Annotated in this window: 14 protein-coding genes; 10 read left to right on the top strand and 4 right to left on the bottom strand. The window is 39.5% G+C overall.

What is annotated here, in order from left to right; translation table 11 throughout:
* Nucleotides 1–2 precede the first annotated feature (2 nt).
* Genes EJ994_RS02085 through EJ994_RS02070 form a run of 4 tightly spaced genes read left to right on the top strand, consistent with a single transcriptional unit; the run spans nucleotide 3 to nucleotide 4,270 of the window.
* Entirely contained in the window at nucleotides 3–740 is a 738-nt protein-coding gene (locus EJ994_RS02085; protein ID WP_126590989.1) for a DUF4129 domain-containing protein, read from the top strand.
* On the top strand, nucleotides 733–1,950 hold the full coding sequence (locus EJ994_RS02080) for a DUF4350 domain-containing protein (protein WP_126590988.1): 1,218 nt from the start codon (nucleotides 733–735) through the stop codon (nucleotides 1,948–1,950). The genes EJ994_RS02085 and EJ994_RS02080 overlap by 8 nt, the downstream gene beginning before the upstream one ends.
* A complete protein-coding gene (locus EJ994_RS02075; RefSeq protein ID WP_126590987.1) occupies nucleotides 1,940–2,938 on the top strand; it encodes an AAA family ATPase in 999 nt (332 codons plus the stop codon). Before EJ994_RS02080 ends, EJ994_RS02075 begins: the two co-directional genes overlap by 11 nt.
* Entirely contained in the window at nucleotides 2,939–4,270 is a 1,332-nt protein-coding gene (locus tag EJ994_RS02070) for a DUF58 domain-containing protein (protein WP_126590986.1), read from the top strand. It abuts the gene before it with no gap.
* Here the strand turns inward: EJ994_RS02070 and EJ994_RS02065 are convergent.
* A complete protein-coding gene (locus EJ994_RS02065) occupies nucleotides 4,265–4,723 on the bottom strand; it encodes a hypothetical protein (RefSeq protein WP_126590985.1) in 459 nt (152 codons plus the stop codon). The genes EJ994_RS02070 and EJ994_RS02065 overlap by 6 nt on opposite strands.
* A 179-nt stretch (nucleotides 4,724–4,902) precedes the next feature.
* On the opposite strand from EJ994_RS02065, the gene EJ994_RS02060 reads away from it, so the two are divergent.
* The 4 genes from EJ994_RS02060 (at nucleotide 4,903) to EJ994_RS02045 (ending at nucleotide 9,024) form a co-directional block, all read left to right on the top strand.
* The gene (locus EJ994_RS02060; RefSeq protein ID WP_126590984.1) at nucleotides 4,903–5,616 is read left to right on the top strand and encodes a pirin family protein; all 714 of its coding nucleotides are present in this window, start codon (nucleotides 4,903–4,905) and stop codon (nucleotides 5,614–5,616) included.
* Nucleotides 5,617–5,743: 127 nt separating this feature from the next.
* Nucleotides 5,744–7,219 carry a M20 family peptidase gene (locus EJ994_RS02055; RefSeq protein ID WP_126590983.1) on the top strand — a complete coding sequence of 492 codons (1,476 nt, stop codon included), beginning with the start codon at nucleotides 5,744–5,746 and terminating at the stop codon, nucleotides 7,217–7,219.
* 31 nt (nucleotides 7,220–7,250) lie between these two features.
* On the top strand, nucleotides 7,251–7,694 hold the full coding sequence (locus tag EJ994_RS02050) for a PaaI family thioesterase (RefSeq protein ID WP_126590982.1): 444 nt from the start codon (nucleotides 7,251–7,253) through the stop codon (nucleotides 7,692–7,694).
* A gap of 76 nt (nucleotides 7,695–7,770) precedes the next feature.
* Entirely contained in the window at nucleotides 7,771–9,024 is a 1,254-nt protein-coding gene (locus EJ994_RS02045; RefSeq protein ID WP_126590981.1) for an aminotransferase class V-fold PLP-dependent enzyme, read from the top strand.
* A 39-nt stretch (nucleotides 9,025–9,063) separates the two neighbouring features.
* Here EJ994_RS02045 and EJ994_RS02040 read toward each other — a convergent pair whose 3' ends face one another.
* The 3 genes from EJ994_RS02040 to mnmA form a co-directional block, all read right to left on the bottom strand.
* Nucleotides 9,064–9,996: a DUF1080 domain-containing protein gene (locus tag EJ994_RS02040; protein ID WP_126590980.1), complete on the bottom strand. Its 933-nt coding sequence runs from the start codon at nucleotides 9,994–9,996 to the stop codon at nucleotides 9,064–9,066.
* Between the two features lie 159 nt (nucleotides 9,997–10,155).
* Nucleotides 10,156–11,106, bottom strand: coding sequence for an NAD(P)H-dependent flavin oxidoreductase (locus EJ994_RS02035; protein ID WP_126590979.1), 951 nt, complete (start codon nucleotides 11,104–11,106; stop codon nucleotides 10,156–10,158).
* Between the two features lie 43 nt (nucleotides 11,107–11,149).
* Nucleotides 11,150–12,382 (bottom strand): tRNA 2-thiouridine(34) synthase MnmA, encoded by a 1,233-nt coding sequence (gene mnmA / locus EJ994_RS02030; RefSeq protein WP_126590978.1) that lies wholly within the window; start codon nucleotides 12,380–12,382, stop codon nucleotides 11,150–11,152.
* Between the two features lie 320 nt (nucleotides 12,383–12,702).
* Between mnmA and EJ994_RS02025 the strand changes: the two genes are divergently transcribed.
* Both EJ994_RS02025 and EJ994_RS02020 read left to right on the top strand, forming a co-directional pair.
* Nucleotides 12,703–14,601, top strand: a complete 1,899-nt coding sequence (locus EJ994_RS02025) for a fasciclin domain-containing protein (RefSeq protein ID WP_126590977.1) — start codon at nucleotides 12,703–12,705, stop codon at nucleotides 14,599–14,601.
* A gap of 422 nt (nucleotides 14,602–15,023) precedes the next feature.
* Complete coding sequence (locus EJ994_RS02020; RefSeq protein WP_241240830.1) at nucleotides 15,024–17,537, top strand: fasciclin domain-containing protein; 2,514 nt, start codon at nucleotides 15,024–15,026, stop codon at nucleotides 17,535–17,537.
* Nucleotides 17,538–17,614: the final 77 nt, after the last annotated feature.

Raw genomic sequence — 17,614 nt, 5'->3', positions numbered from 1 at the left:
CGATGCCCAAAGGTCTTCTGTATCTAACCGTCTTTCTACTCTCTTTAAGCAGCTTTTGTCAAAAGGATTCTTTAGCGCTTAACTACGATAAGACTAAAATAGTACAGAAAGAAATTTCAGCTCAAGATATAGAAGTCTATAAAAATGACCCCAATTTTAATTATGAGGTTGTACAAAACGATGCTCCCGAATGGTGGATAGCCTTTAAAAATTGGGCCGGAAACCTGCTTATCCGTTTTTTTGAATGGCTTTTTGGTGTCAATAAGGCGTCCGGCGCACTGAATCTCTTTTTAGAGTTCTTACCCTATGTGTTGCTGGCAGTACTACTATTTATTCTTGTGAAATTCTTCCTTAACGTCAATGCGCGCGCTATTAGTTATGCCAAGAAGAACCAAGCCGCCATGACCATGTCCGAGGAGGAGCATATCATTAAAAACGAAAATATTCAAAAGCTCATTCAGGAAGCCTTGGCCAATAACAATTACCGTCTTGCCGTTCGTTATTACTACCTGTTCATATTGCAAATAATGACAGAAAAGGAGTTAATAGATTGGCAAATACAGAAGACGAACGAAGACTATCTTAAGGAACTAAGACAAGAACGACTACAGCATCCCTTTAAAGATATTACGCGACTGTACGACTATATCTGGTATGGGGAATTTCCTATGGACCATGAGAAATACCAAAAGGCAGAAAGCTCGTTTTCAACCTTAAAACAACTCTTGTCCAATGGGTAAAAAAGGCATTGCTTATATTATTATTGCACTGGTTACCTTGGGCGCCATACTCCTGCTACAATATAATAAAACAAAGGATATTAATTGGTTTGAATCCTATGTTCGGTCCCACAAAATACCGTACGGCACCCTGGTCTTTAACGAGCTTATGGAAACGAAACTATTTCCAGGTAAAACAAAGCAATTGCAGGTTCCGCCTTTTGAATTCCTTTCCAAAAATAATGGGGCAAAGGGAACCTACGTTTTCATTAATAATTCGGTACAATTTCAAGAAGCGGAGCTATATCTAATTTTGGACTGGGTGGCCCAAGGAAATTCCCTGTTCATAGCCTCCGAAGGTTTCGAAGAAAAATTAAGGGATACCCTGAATTTTGAAACCGCTACGCATTATGGCGGATTCGAAGTAGTTCAAAATCAGGACCATCAGCTTGTAAACCCGTTTTTAGAGAAAAGTGAACCCTACAGCTACCGCAAGGACAACGCTATGCGCTATTTTAAGACCATAGATACTTTAAAATCTACCATTGTCGGCGTAGTTAATTTTCCCGATGAGGAAGAAGAACAACCCGAGGTCGTTTCGGTTATAAAGTCACCCTTTGGGAAAGGAGAGATAGTTTTATCCACTTTTCCCAAGGCCTTTACAAATTATTTTATTTTAGAAAAAGAAAACAAATCCTACACAGCCGGTTTGGCTTCCTATTTTAAGGGAGATGAAACCATATATTTAGACAATCATTACAAAAGCGGTAAAACCTTTTACACTTCCCCAATGCACATTTTTTTAAACACCAAAGAATTGAAATGGGCATACTATCTGGCGCTTATCGGTGTGCTTGTCTACGTGGTCTTTGAAGGCAAACGTAAGCAACGTGCCATACCAGTGGTAACGCCGTTACAAAATCAGACCCTGGCCTTTACACGGACCATTTCTGATATGTATTTTGAAAAAGGAGACCAAAAAGCTATCGTTGAGCACAAAATAAATTACTTTCTAGATTACCTGCGTACCAAGTACTATTTAGGGAATATAGCCAACGAAGAGGATTTTTATAAAAATTTAGCCGCTCGTAGCAACTATTCCCTAGATGAGACCAAGAAGCTATTTGGCTTTATGGAAAAACTTAGGGAGCAGCTTCAAATAACTGATAATGAACTGATGCAACTGAACAAACGCATTCAAAAATTTAAATCTGAAACAGATGGAAAATAAGGAAGAAAATACAACCGACTTAAATTTTGACGCTAGAATACCTCTGGCAGATCTACAAAAAGCAGTCGCCGATATAAAACAGGAGTTGGCAAAGGTAATTATAGGTCAAGATAATTTTATAGAGTTATTGATCGTATCCCTTTTGGTTGACGGCCATGTACTCATAGAAGGGGTGCCCGGGGTTGCAAAGACGATTACCGCAAAGCTGTTTGCTAAAACCCTAAAGACCAATTTTAGCCGTATTCAATTTACGCCGGACCTTATGCCGAGCGATATTCTTGGGACTTCTATTTTCAACGTTAAGTCTTCAGAATTTGAATTTAAAAAAGGGCCTATTTTCTCCAATATTATCCTCATAGATGAAATTAACAGGGCTCCGGCCAAAACACAGGCTGCCATGTTCGAAACTATGGAAGAAAGACAGGTAACCATGGACGGTACCACCTATACGATGGAATCTCCCTTTATGGTATTAGCTACTCAAAACCCAATAGAACAGGAAGGTACCTATGCCCTACCCGAAGCACAATTAGACCGTTTTCTGTTTAAAATAAAAGTTTCCTATCCTGAAACAGATGAAGAAATCCTGATTCTGAAATCTCACCACGAAAGAAAAGGTGCCTTACCACAAACCAAGGTTAAAGACATCCTAAGTCCTACAAAGTTAAAAACATTCAAAGCACAAATCCAGGATATTATAGTAGAAGAAAAGATATTCAAGTACATAGCGGAGGTAGTTTCTAAAACAAGGAATCATCCCCATTTGTATTTGGGGGGCTCCCCAAGGGCATCTATTGCAACCCTAAATAGTGCAAAGGCCTTTGCCGCAGTAAACGGAAGGGATTTTGTTACTCCAGAAGATGTAAAAAAAGCCTTGGTTCCCGTACTAAACCATAGGGTTATTTTAACCCCGGAAAGAGAAATGGAAGGAATGTTCACCGAGAATGTTATAAAGATGATTACCGAAAGTGTGGAAATCCCAAGATAAATGAAGTTTTTAAAAGCACTTTATATCCATAATGCGTTCTTTACGTATATCGCAGTGCTTTGCGCTAGCTTCATCCTATCGTATTGGATATCTGACATATACCCAATAGCTTGGCTTCTTACCTTGGTACTACTTGGACTTTTTTTGTTCGATATTTTTATTTTGTTCAGTTCTTCGGAAGGTATTAAAGCACAAAGGGCCCTTCCTAAAAAACTATCGAATAGTGATGTTAATCCGATACAAATTCAGTTTGAAAGTTTTTATCCTTTCAAAACACATATTACCATCATTGATGAACTACCCGTGCAATTTCAAAAGCGCGACTTTAATTACAGAACTGTGGCGATAAAGGGTGAAAAAAAACAATTTGATTACAGCGTAAGACCAGTTGACCGAGGAGAATATTTCTTTGGGAATTTAAATGTTTATGCCTCATCACCCCTACGAATTATAAAAAGGAGATTTGTATTTCAGAAAGACCAAATGGTTCCGGTCTATCCGTCCATTATACAAATGCAGCAATACGACTTTCTCGCTATTAGTAACCGTTTACGTGAAATAGGACTAAAAAAGATTCGAAAGATTGGTCATACCCAAGAATTTGAGCAGATTAAAGACTATGTACGCGGGGATGACATCAGGACTTTAAATTGGAAAGCAACAGCAAAGCGAAACCAACTTATGGTCAATCAATATCAGGATGAAAAATCACAACCGGTATATTCTATTATTGATACAGGTAGGGTAATGAAAATGCCTTTTAACGGACTTAAATTATTAGATTTTGCCATCAATAGCGCTCTGGCCTTTTCTAATGTGGCTTTGAAGAGAAACGATAAAACAGGATTGATATCTTTTTCAAAACAGATAGAGAATTTTGTTCCTGCCGTTCAAAAAATAACACATTTAAATACTATTTTAGAAAAGCTTTACCGCATAGATACCGCTTTTACAGACGCTGATTTTGGACTTTTATATGGTCTTGTCAAAAGAAAAGTAAACCACAGAAGTTTATTGCTCCTTTACACGAATTTTGAGCATATGTCTTCCCTAAAACGACAATTACCCTATTTATTGGGCCTTGCTAAAAAGCATGTCCTAGTGGTCATTTTCTTTCAGAATTCAGAGCTAGAATCCCTCATAGCTGAGGATGCCGAGGACCTACAGGCCATTTACCACAAAACCATTGCAGAAAAATTTTACCTAGAAAAGAAATTGATGCAAAAAGAGTTACAGAAATACGGTATACAGACCATACTTACAAGGCCGGAAGAGCTAACGATAAACACTATAAACAAGTATTTAGAAATAAAGGCCAGAGGTATCCTATAAGCCGTTACTTAGAATATCATTTGCTTGTATCGCAGCCGTGATACTTCCTGAAGCATTTACCGGGTCTACATCTAAGGATTCAAAAACGATTGGCGGACAACCGCAATTTTTACGACTACGTCCCCTTCTTCTATTTTTTAAAAGTAAGTCAAGAGCTAGTCCGGAAATGACTCCACCTAAAGTCGTGAAAAGCACATCCTCTGTTTCCCATTGAGCACCCCTGTTGATGTCGTAGGTCTCTTTCGCCAAACCAGCAGCTAGGCTACTGCCAACAGCGCCCGCCCACGTCCAACCGCGTTGCCCATTAAAGATTTTATGCGCTGCATAGCCTCCAACGGCTCCTATGGCCACACCTGCTCCCAAATGTTTGGCGGCATTTTCCACTTGCTGGGCATGACTATTACTGTGAAATGTTAAAAATACGAAAAGTAAAAGCGTTATTCTAGGTAACATAATGGGGGATTTTTAAAACTTATTATAGCTACAAAACAACTAAATTACACAATACCCTACCATAAATAACAAATTGTGAATTTCATCTAAAAAACACTACTTTTTAACGAACAACACTAAACGAAATCCTGTAATAAAGAACCAATTTTTACGACTACATTTTGATAAAAGAAAGCAGTATGAAAACGATATATTACAACGCAGATACAAGAGGACATGCCAATCACGGATGGTTAAACTCCTACCATAGTTTTAGTTTTGCCAATTACCACAATCCTGAGCGAATGAATTTTGGAACGCTCCGAGTACTTAATGATGATACCGTTGCCGCAGGTAGAGGTTTTGGCACCCATCCACACCGCAATATGGAAATTATATCCATCCCGTTAAAAGGAGATTTAAAGCATATGGATGATATGGGCAATTCTACCGTTATTAGAGAAGGAGATATTCAAGTAATGAGCGCGGGTACCGGTATTTCCCATAGCGAGTTCAACAACAGTAATAATTCAGAAGTAAAGTTCCTTCAGATTTGGGTTATCCCAAGAACGCAAAATGTAGCTCCAAGATATGACCAAGTGCAGCTCAAAAAGCTTGCTCAGGGTACTGATTTTTATCAAATCCTTTCACCCCATAAAGATGACCAAGGCGTTTGGATTCATCAAGATGCGTGGTTCCATATTGGCGAATTCAAGGAAGAAAAAACCACAGTATATTCGGTTAATAAAAAAGGTAATGGAGCCTATATTTTTGTTCTTGACGGGGAAGTTAGCATCAATGGCCAAAAATTAAAGGAGAGGGATGGTCTTGGCGTATGGGAAACTACAGATTTTGAAATAAAAGCCCAGAAAAATTCAAGAATTTTGGTCATGGAAGTCCCCATGCATTTTTAAAACTATCCTAAGGATTTTTAATCCGCATATTTTTGATACTTAAAAGCTATTAGTTCTTATGAAAAGTGCTGATAGCTTTTTCTGTCTTCTATAGGAGTTCGTATATTTAGAGAAATTCCAACCAAATATGAAACTGCTTAAAAAGTTAATTGCCCTAATCGGTATTCTATTCGTAATCCTTATCGCCTACCTTAGCTTTAATGCACTAAATTTTGAATCCAAACAAATAAAAGTTGCTGCATTAGACGCACCCCAAATTGACAAGGCAGCCATTCAAAATTTTTCGAAAGCACTTCAGATTAAAACTGTTTCTCCAGAAAATTTAGCAGATTTTGATTCCTTGGAATTTCAAAAATTTGCCACTTTCGTTTCTGATACCTACCCCTTGATGGACTCCTTGCTAGAAAAGAAAATGTTCAACTCCTTTAGTCACTTATACCATTGGAAAGGAACGGACCCTTCCTTAAAACCTGTAGTGATGATGGGGCATTTGGACGTTGTTCCCGTCATAGAGAAAAACCTGCCAGAATGGAAAGTTGCGCCCTTTGGCGGCGAAATCAAAAATGATACGATCTGGGGACGGGGTGCCATAGATGACAAAGTCGGTGTAATTGGCATTATGGAAGCGGTAGAACTGCTTTTAAAAAAGGGCTACACCCCTAAAAGAAGTTTTTACTTTGCATTTGGTCATGATGAAGAGATAGGCGGACGACAAGGAGCAGTGGCCATGGCCACATATCTCAAGGAAAAAGGCGTAAAAGCGGAATTTGTCGTTGATGAAGGTGGTGTTATAGCAGACGGACTCGTTCCTGATATCACCAAAGAGGTAGCTTTAATAGGTACCGCGGAAAAAGGGTACCTTACACTAAACCTTGCGGTTAAGATTGAAGGCGGCCATTCCTCCATGCCAGGGAAAGAAACTGCAATCGACGTTATGTCCACCGCTATCGCCAAATTAAAGAACAATCCGTTACCAGCTAAAATCACCGTTCCCCTAGAAGGATTTATGAATTATCTAGGTCCAGAGATGCCTTTTATCAATAAAATGATTTTTGCCAATAAAGGCCTTTTAGAACCCTTTGTACTGAACCTCTATGAAAAGAGTCCCTCTGGTAATGCCCTTATACGAACAACGACTTCCCCAACTATATTTAACAGTGGTATAAAAGACAATATCATACCACAAAGAGCAAATGCCACGGTAAATTTTAGAGTGCTTCCCGAAACAACGATAGAAGATGTCATTGCCCATGTGAAGAATGTCGTCGCAGATGACCGCATTACACTTACAAAAGGAAGCACCGCTGCGGAAGCATCCAAACTTTCCAGAACAGATTCGTTCGGATTTTCTACCTTGAACAAGACCATCTTAGAACTATATCCAGAGGTTCTGGTCTCTCCCAATTTAGTCGTTGGTGCAACAGACTCAAGGCATTTTAGAGATATTTCCGATGATATCTACCGCTTTTCTCCTATTCACTTGAATAACGATACTAAAAAATCATTTCATGGTCTAAACGAACGGTTAGCAGTAGAGGATTTTTATGACAGCATTCGTTTTTACATACAGTTTATCAAGAATAGTGACCAACAAAATAATTAAAGCTTAAACTAGCAGACGTAAAATTGTACGAATGAACAAGGTTGTTGCCTATTTTAAATCGAAAATTGGAAAGGACTCTTCTGATTCCATATCGCCGTTGATGAAATGGCTGAATCCTACCTTGCTCAGTGCGGAAGAGGGTGAGTTAGAATTCTCTCATCTTATACGTGATGAGATGACCAATCCCGTAGGTATTCTACATGGCGGTATTACCGCCGCTATCATCGACGATGCCATAGGTGCCGCCGTCTATTCCCTAAACAATAGCCATATTTATACCACGGTAAATCTAGCGGTAGATTACTTTAGTTCAGCTAGAGCTGGTGAAATCGTTATAGCCCAAACAGTTATGGGTAAAAAGGGAAACCAAATTATGAATGTTGAGTGTTTGGTCTGGAACAATGACAAGTCCCGATTAATCGCTAAGGGACATTCCAATCTAATCAAAACTAAAGTAGAAATTCCCAAACAGTAAAAAATAGGTAGTTAGGGAAAGGCAATAAGCACATCTAGGAAATATGCATAAAAATAGAAGAACTTTTTTAAAAAATATGGGTTTAGGTGTAGCCGGAACACTAGCGCTACCTGCACAAAGTTGGTCTAATAGTAAAGCCCCTTTACAATCGGCCATTAACGAGCTTCATCAATTTCCCGATAAAAATTCAGAGAATTATTGGGAAACTGTTGCCAAACAATTCCAATTTGTCGAAGGGGTCAAATACTTCAATAATGCGTCCTTGGGAGCCTGCCCTTACCCTATAAGAAAAGCCACTAATACGTTCAGGGATACCCTAGACGATTTTCCTTCGAAATATATGTGGGGTGGTTGGGATGAAGAAAAGGAAGCTACCCGCAAGAAGGTGGCCTCCGTTTTTAGCGTATCAGAAGAAGAAATCGCTTTAATACACAATACCACGGAAGGAATGAACCTTATTGCGCAGAGCCTACGATTAGAGCCTGGGGACGAAGTTATTCTATCTGATCATGAACATGCAAGTGCAGTTGTGCCATGGACCGTATGGCAAGCATCCAAAGGAATTAAGCTCATAAGGCCTACGTTACCTATCCTACCTAAAACTAAAGAAGAGATTTTAGCCATTTTCAAAGCAGCGATTACACCACGAACGAAAGTAATATCGCTTTGTCATATCGTAAACACCAACGGAATGATGCTGCCCATAAAGGAAATTTCAAAAATGGCACATGAAAACGGTGTTTTGGTGGCCGTAGATGGCGCCCAAGGAGCTGGTATGGTAAAAACCGATTTAAGAGAAATGGATTGCGACTTTTATACCGTTAGCGCCCACAAGTGGTTATTTGCTCCAAAAGGAATCGGTATTTTCTATGCTAAAAAAGAACAACAGGAACTACTTAAACCATTAATCGTAGCACGTGGCTATAAAGATCCCAGCATTAGAAGACTAGAAAATTATAATACACGGAATTTACCGGAATTATTAGGACTTGGAGCTGCAATTGATTACCGAAATGGTATTGGCGAAGATAGAATTCACAAACGAACCTATGAACTAAAAGACTATTTCCTGAAGAGCATAGAAAGTAGTGACCTTATTGTAACTAAAACGCCTTCGTCAAATGACCTCTCTGCCGGAATACAAGTGGTAGAAATTAAAGGAAAGGATGTACAAGCGGTAAAAGAAGAACTCTTCAATGACTTCGGTATAGATTCCAGACCCATGTCTAAATTTGGATTAAATGCAGTGCGACTTTCATTCGCCATATTCATAACAAAGAAGGATATTGACCATTTGGTAACAGCACTTAAAACCATAGCTGAAACCTAAAAAGGTGTAGAAACATGACCGTCGCTTACGCAGTTATGTTTATCTATCCAATACCGGTGTTATTTCCAAGCTTCTAAATTCTACAGGACCGTGGTCTCCTTGAATCATTATTGGTCCTGGTGCAGCTTCATCGTTATCGAGTGCACCTCCGGTCATACCAAGAATATTCTGTTCGGAGATAATGGTCTTGCCGTTGGCCACTATAGTGATATTCCTTCCTAATAGCGTAATATCATAGGTCTGCCATTCTCCCGCCTCTTTGGCCATGTTCGTGTTCGGTGTAAGTAATCCGTAAACACCACCAAAATAGATGGATGATGGCTCTAGACCCTTATTATCCGCAATCTGAATTTCATAACGCCCACGAAGATACAAACCACTATTACTGGCCTTAGGATATCTGAATTCTGCATGAAGCTTAAAATCCGTAAATTTTTCTTGGGAAATAAGATTAATTCCGGGTTTAGGACTTGTCAAAATTCCATCGACCACTTCCCATTGGTTATTACTGTCCGTTTTCCAACCGTCTAAATTTTTTCCATTAAAGAGCTTTTGGGTTTTTCCAAATTTAGGATTGACTACGGTGTTCAATTTGGGAGCTGCAACCGCTGTCCAGTTATAGGTCTTTCCATCCGTATATATCATGGTCCCTTCAAGCCCCGCTCCCACTATTTTACCTTGGAACTCCATGTCGGAGGCACCTGGCTCCCATTGTGGCGGAATTGAAAAGTAAAACAAATCGCCGTATTTCTTTACCTCTGCGATTGGTCTCGCACTTCCAAAAGCATAGGTAAACCTACCTATTAAAGTGTTGTTACCGGAATGTCGTATTTCTAGCCATGACGGTAATTTTTCTCCTTCTTGATCAACAGTCAGATTCCATCTTCCTTCTAGGGGGTGTCCCTCTTGCGCAGAAATAATTGTTGGACTAAAAAAAGTTATTACAACTGCCAGCAAAAAGTATCTTTTCATATGTATTGATTTTTTTCAAATATACTATTAAGTTGGAAAAATCAGACGGCTATAAAGAACCGGGCCGTGCCGGTAACATTAAACGCTACCCTTTTTTGCAATTTACGCCAATAGTGCAATTCAAAATAAAATGACGTTTGCAAGATGCTGTGGACCGTATTAAAAATGGTGTAATTTCTCAGTAGCAAGAACAGCCAATTTATACTCTTCCATCATTTCACGGACAATTTCACCTGCTGGTTTAATATCGTGGATTAAAGCGGATACTTGTCCAATCTCTAACTCGCCCTCATCCAAGTCTCCCTCGAACATCCCTTTCTTGGCTCTTGCTCTTCCTAATAACTGTTTTAATTCCTCTGCAGAAGCACCTTTGGCATAAGCTTCTTGCACTGATTGGTAGAACTTGTTTTTCAAAAGCCGAACTGGGGCCAGTTCTTTCAAAGTTAAATGGGTATCACCCTCTTTTGCATCTATTATAGATTCCTTAAAATTATCATGAGACGAGGCTTCTATACTTGCTACAAATCTACTACCTACTTGTACTGCATCAGCTCCTAATATCATGGTGGCCAGCATGGCCTTACCTGAGGCAATGCCTCCAGCGGCTATTAAAGGTATTTCGAGTCTTTCCTTTACGGCAGGAATCAGAACCAAGGTCGTAGTTTCTTCCCGACCGTTATGTCCACCGGCCTCAAAACCTTCTGCGACTACAGCATCAACACCGGCATCTTGCGCTTTAAGGGCAAACTTAACACTACTGACCACATGCACTACGGTAATCCCGTTCTGCTTTAAGAATGCCGTCCACGTTTTAGGGTTTCCTGCGGAAGTAAAAACGATTTTCACCTTTTGGCTTACTATAATATTCATCAACTGTTCAATATCCGGATAAAGCATTGGTATATTTACCGCAAAGGGCTTTTCGGTCGCCTGTTTACATTTTTGAATATGTTCTAGTAATACATCGGGATACATGCTTCCCGCCCCAATTATACCTAACCCGCCCGCATTGGAAACAGCGGAAGCCAAACGCCAGCCACTAGCCCAAATCATTCCGCCTTGAATAATAGGATACTGTATATTGAAGAGTTCGGTAATTCTATTTTTCATTGGTTACCCCTTTTTGCTGTCTTTGAAAAATGCTCCTTAACTATCAAGATATGACACCAGAGCCTACGAGCTCCTCCTCTATATACCATGCAACGAACTGACCTTCCTGTATGGCGGACTGTTCTTCTGCAAAATCTACATAAAGACCGCCTTCTATTTTATATAGGATGGCTTCTTCCAGAGGTTGCCGGTACCTTATTCGTGCCATGACTTTTAAGGAGCCATCGGTTTTTAACTTCAAATCTGGACGTACCCAGTGTAATTCTTCATCCTTTACGAACAAGGTTCTTCTATAAAGACCGGGATGAGATTTACCCTCACCCGTATAAATTACATTATCGGTAACATCGGTTTCAATGACGAACAACGGTTCTTTTGTACCGCCCACGTGTAGACCTTTACGTTGCCCCTTTGTAAAATAATGTGCTCCTTGATGCTCGCCTACCACGGCACCGTCTGCGATGCTATATTGGGGTTTACTTGCATAAAAAGCCAATTCTTCTTGCTTGTTGTTAAAATTAGGAACTGTTCTGCGGTAGGCATCAACGGTGTGGGGGACTTGTATGATTTTTCCTTTTTTTGGCTTTAATTGTTGTTGTAAAAATTCCGGAAGTCGCACTTTACCTATAAAACATAGCCCTTGAGAATCTTTTTTATCCGCCGTTATCAAATTCATTTCAGCGGCAATTTCTCGCACCTGCGGTTTGGTCAATTCACCTATAGGAAATAAGGTCTTGGACAATTGTTCCTGTGATAATTGACATAAGAAATAAGATTGGTCCTTATTGCTATCCTTACCCGACAAAAGCTGATAGATTTTACTCCCATCTGGGCGTTCAATGGTACCTTTTCTACAGTAATGACCCGTAGCCACATAGTCAGCACCTAATTGTAGTGCTATCTTCATAAAGACATCAAACTTAATTTCTCTGTTACAAAGTACATCAGGATTGGGAGTTCTTCCCATCTCATATTCCCTGAACATATAATCAACGATACGCTCTTTATACTCCGCACTTAAATCCACTGTTTGAAATGGAATACCCAATTTCTCCGCAACGATTAATGCGTCGTTACTATCCTCTAGCCAAGGGCATTCCTCGGAAATGGTTACGGAATCATCATGCCAATTCTTCATGAATAGTCCTATGACCTCGTATCCTTGTCTTTTTAAAAGATAAGCGGCAACACTAGAATCTACGCCTCCGGAAAGTCCAATAACAACTTTTTTCATCTTCCTCTTTTGTCGGTACAAAAATACAAAATTACAGTGCATTAGAAGGCACAGTAACCTATTCTGTATAACGAAATCAATATGTTCATTTTAGACCTTATGTCATGGTTGTATTATCATTTTAGCACAATCCTGAACAAATATTTTCCTTGTTGCAGGCAAATTCCTCTCTGGGCAACTTCAAATGTGCTCTATCCATTTGGAAAAGAACTCAAAAGGTTCATTTCTGTTAAACTTATGTGAAATTTTCATAAACAAAAGCAACCTTAAGAATACTATAACATCTTTCTCTGTGTAAAAACTGTTTATTTATATTTTGAAATAATTGAACAATAATAATCTAAATCCTTAAAAGTAGTTCTATGAAAACATTACCCAGAATTTTAAAATCTACCATTTGTGCGTTCCTCTTAATATTCGCTGCCTCCTGTAGCGATGACGATGAGGATCAAGGACCTGAAATGGTACCTGGTTCTAACATCGTTGAAACCGCCCAAGCTAATAATTCTTTAAGTAGCTTAGTAGCAGCACTTTCGAAGGCTGATGAAAGTGATGATAATGACCTTATAACTTTACTAAGTACAGAAGGTGCCGTATATACGGTATTAGCTCCTTCCAATGAAGCTTTCACAGCTTTACTCGGACGTTTAGATGGATTTGATTCTTTAGACGATTTTAACACGACACAACTTCAGAATTTACTCGCTACGATACTCACTTATCATGTCGTTGGCGGGGCTGCGGTTCCTTCTTCTGAATTAACGGAGGGACTAACAATTACTACCGCACAGGGAGAACAATTGACCGTTAGCCTTGAAGGCGGTGCTTCATTTACCGATGCGGCAGGAGAAGCAGCTTTCGTAACTACTGCCGATGTGACTACGAACAATGGAATTGTTCATGTTATTGATAAGGTATTAATACCTCAAGCAGCATTAGATGCATTAGAAGGTGTTCTTTTAAGTTCTATAACAGACTTGGCCATAGCTACACCGACATTAAGTAATTTAGTTGCAGCACTGCAAGCGGCAGACGGCGATTTACCTAATGTTTTAGATGGCGCAGGACCTTTTACGGTTTTCGCTCCAACGGACGATGCGTTCGAAGCTTTCCTAGAGGCCAATAATTTCACGACCCTAGCGGATGTTCCTGTAGACGTATTAACACAAGTTCTACTGAACCATGTAGTTAGCGGTACAAATATGTCTTCTGATTTAGCTACAGGTTATGTATCATCACTTTCTACAGCGGGACCTGAAGGCGCAAATCTTAGTATGTTTATAGATGTGTCCGACGGTGTTGTCGTAAATGGAGTATCCTCAGTTACTAATGCCGATATCAAAGCAAGTAACGGTGTAGTACATATCGTAGATGCGGTTATAGGTCTTCCCAATATTGTTGATCATGCATTGGCAAATTCAGAATTGACCTCTCTTGTAGGTGCTTTAACCGACGGCGGAAATACGACCTTCACTACTCTATTATCTGATGCTGACGAAGTATTTACCGTATTCGCTCCAGTCAATGCTGCTTTTACAGCATTTACCAATCCAAACGGAAACGATATTAATAATGTATTGTCCAATCACGTAATTCAAGGTGCTGCCGCAGTATCCACAGGATTAACCAATAGTTATATTAGCTCTTTGGGTACTAATGTGGATGGGGACAACCTAAGTATGTATGTTAATACAGATGATGGGGTAAGACTTAACGGAACGAGTAGTGTGGCCATTGCAGATGTTATTGCTACGAATGGTGTAATCCATGCAGTTGATGCGGTCATAGATTTACCATCGGTGGTTACTTTTGCTGTAGCTGACCCTAATTTTACGACTTTAGTAAGTGCATTGACAGAATTAACACCAGATACTGATTTCGCAGGAATCCTATCAAGAACAGAAGGTGGTAATATGGACAATATAAATCCGGATTTTACTGTATTTGCACCAACAAATACAGCATTCGAGGCATTATCCGAAATACCCGGGGAAGCTGTCTTAACCCAAGTATTGTTGCATCACGTAGTAGCTGGAGCTAACGTAAGGTCTGGAGATTTAAATGCTGATGGAACTACAGCCGCTACAACTCTTGAAGGAGATGAAATCACTATAACCTTGCCAGGCTCAGGTGACAACATTGCCGACGTAACCGATGGTTCGGGAACTATGGATATAGGCATCATAGCGGTAGACGTGCAAGCCAACAACGGCGTCGTTCATGTCTTGAACAAAGTTATGATTCCGGATACGACGAATTAATAGTTAATATAAAGTCAAAATCTAAAAGCCGCTTCTTGCGGCTTTTTTTATGTGCATCATTGAAACGGATTCGTTTCACTAGCACTAGAATGATAGCCAATCAAACCACTTCATCCTTAAACAAATATCCCTAATTCGCAATAAATACTGTTGTATTGTCTTACAATTGAGCTTTTTGTTTAACTTTTTTGTTAAACTTTTGTAAAATTTAAATAAACAAAAGCAACCCTTTCTACTTTTGACACTCTTGTTAAAAAGAATGATGATAAAGGGATAAAATTCATTTTTGTGTTAAAAATTCAATTTTTTGAGATTATGACTCCACTTTTTAATTGAATTAGCAAAAAATTAAAAAATATCATTTGAATCATTTGTTCTATTTAAAAAACAATTAATTAAACATTTTACCTAAAACACAAATTATGAAAAAAGTAGTATCCTTTAAAAGTTTGTTAGCCCTGCTAGCAATAGTTTTCTTGGCCTGGTCCTGTGACAAGGACGACAACGATGAAGTAGCCAAAACGTTTGATGAAAAAAATATTGTTGAGACCGCACAGGGACAAGAAGCCCTAGCGGCATTAGTTTCAGCATTAACTACTGCAGATAATACTGAGGGAACCGATTTAGTAGGAACTTTAAGCGGAGATGGCCCCTTCACAGTTTTCGCCCCCACAAATGATGCCTTTGAAAATTTATTGGCCTCACTGGACGGGTTCGAATCTCTTGCGGATTTTGATACGGATGAAGAACGTGCCATACTAACAACTATCCTTACTTATCATGTTATTTCTGGTGTGGCTGCAAAATCTACTGATTTGAGTGCAGGACAAAAGCTAGGAACCGTACAAGGAGAAGAGTTAACGGTAAATCTTGAAGGCGGCGTCTTTATACAGGATGCTACAGAAGTTGATGCTGAAGTTGTCATCGCAGACGTTGAAGCTACCAACGGAGTAGTGCATGTTATCAACAAGGTCATGGTACCTCAGGCTATCATCGATGCCTTGAATGAAGGAGAAATGACTAATGAGACTGGTACCCTTGTAGATGTGGTAGTCGCAACCGAAGCACTATCCATATTGGAAGCCGCTGTCATTAAAGCAGATTTGGCTGCAACTTTAAGTAGTGAAGGTCCTTTTACCGTTTTTGCTCCCACGGACGATGCTTTCGTTGCACTTTTAGATATTTTAGGAGACGATTATAATGGGTTGGACGATTTTGACACGGAGGAAGAAATGGCCTTGTTAAAAGACATCTTATTGTATCATGTCTTAGCTGCCGAGGTAAAGGCTGCGGATTTAGCAGCTGGTTCCGTACCGACAGCACTTGCGGATAATTCAATTGAAGTTATCGCTTCTGGTGACACTTTTGTCATTGGTGATGCTTCTGAAACAAACGCTAATATTACTGCAACGGATATCATGGCTTCCAATGGTGTAGCGCATACGATTGACAAAGTTTTATTACCACAGTCTGCAATCGATTTTGTAGCTAGCCTTCAGTTAAAGACCATAGTGGATACAGCAGTTGCTACAGACGACTTAAGTCTTTTGGTCGATGCTTTAGTTCAGGCAGATGCTGGACTAGTTGAAACCTTGAGTGGTGACGGACCATTTACAGTATTTGCTCCTACTAACGCGGCTTTTGCAGCTTTATTAGATGTTTTAGGTGATGATTTTAACAGTTTGGCTGATTTTGATACAGAGGAAGAAAAAGCGCTACTTGTTAAGGTATTGACGTATCACGTAGTTGCTGGTACGGCCGCTTTCTCTACAGATTTAAGCGATGGACAAATGATTGAAACTTTCCAAGGTGAAAACGTTGGAGTAAGTTTAAATGGCGGTGTATTTATAACCGATGCTACAGAAACTAATGCTGAAGTAGTTATCGCTGATGTAGAAGCTAGCAACGGTGTTGTACATGTAATAAACAAAGTTCTTTTACCACAAGAAGTATTGGATGCTTTAGCAGCCATGAGCCTACAAACAATTATAGAAATTGCTGTAGCAACTGATGATTTAAGTCTTTTGGTAAGTGCTTTAGGACAAGCTGACGCTGGTTTAGTGGAAACATTGAGTGGTGACGGACCTTTTACAGTATTTGCTCCGACAAATGCAGCATTCGTAGAATTATTGGATATCTTAGGAGATGACTTCAATAGTCTTTCAGATTTTGATACTGACGAAGAAAAAGCATTACTTGTAAGTGTACTTACGTACCATGTGGTAGCAGGAACTACCGCTTTTTCAGCTGACTTAAGCGATGGTCAAAACATCACTACCTTCCAAGGAGAGGATGTTTCAATTAATATTAAAGACGGTACAGTTCATGTGGATGACGCTACCGATGAAAATGCTACAGTTGTCCTTGCGGATGTTGAAGCTAGTAACGGAGTAGTACACGTTATTGATAAAGTATTATTACCGCAAGCTGTTTTAGATGCATTGACTCCTGCCGTACCAAATATCGTAGAGACTGCGCAAAGTGTAGATGACTTAAGCTTATTGGTAGATGCCCTGATTCAGGCAGATGCTGGTCTAGTAGAAGTACTTAGTGGCGACGGACCATTTACTGTTTTTGCTCCTACAAATGCAGCTTTCGCTGATTTATTGAATGCTTTGGGAGATGATTTCCATAGTCTTGCTGATTTTGATACGGATGAGGAAAAAGCCCTATTAGCTAAAGTACTTACGTATCATGTAGTTGCAGGCGCTGCCGTGGCTTCGGGAGATTTACAAGATCATCAAGAAATTGGTACTGTACAGGGAGAATCTGTTTTTGCAATATTGAACCATGGCGTTCAAATACGTGACAAAACAGATGTTGATGCTAACGTTACCCTGGCGGATGTAATGGCGAGCAACGGAATCGTACATGTCATAGATAAAGTGTTATTACCACAAGAAGTATTGGATATTTTAAGTCCTCCTTCTCACTAGTATATAACGGTATAAATTTTAAAACCTCTCAACAACTTGAGAGGTTTTTTTGTGTAATGATTTTTTCAAACATCAGA

Origin of the sequence: Maribacter sp. MJ134, from assembly GCF_003970695.1 — a bacterium.
Lineage (GTDB): Bacteria > Bacteroidota > Bacteroidia > Flavobacteriales > Flavobacteriaceae > Maribacter.
This window is presented reverse-complemented; position numbering and strand designations above follow the sequence as displayed.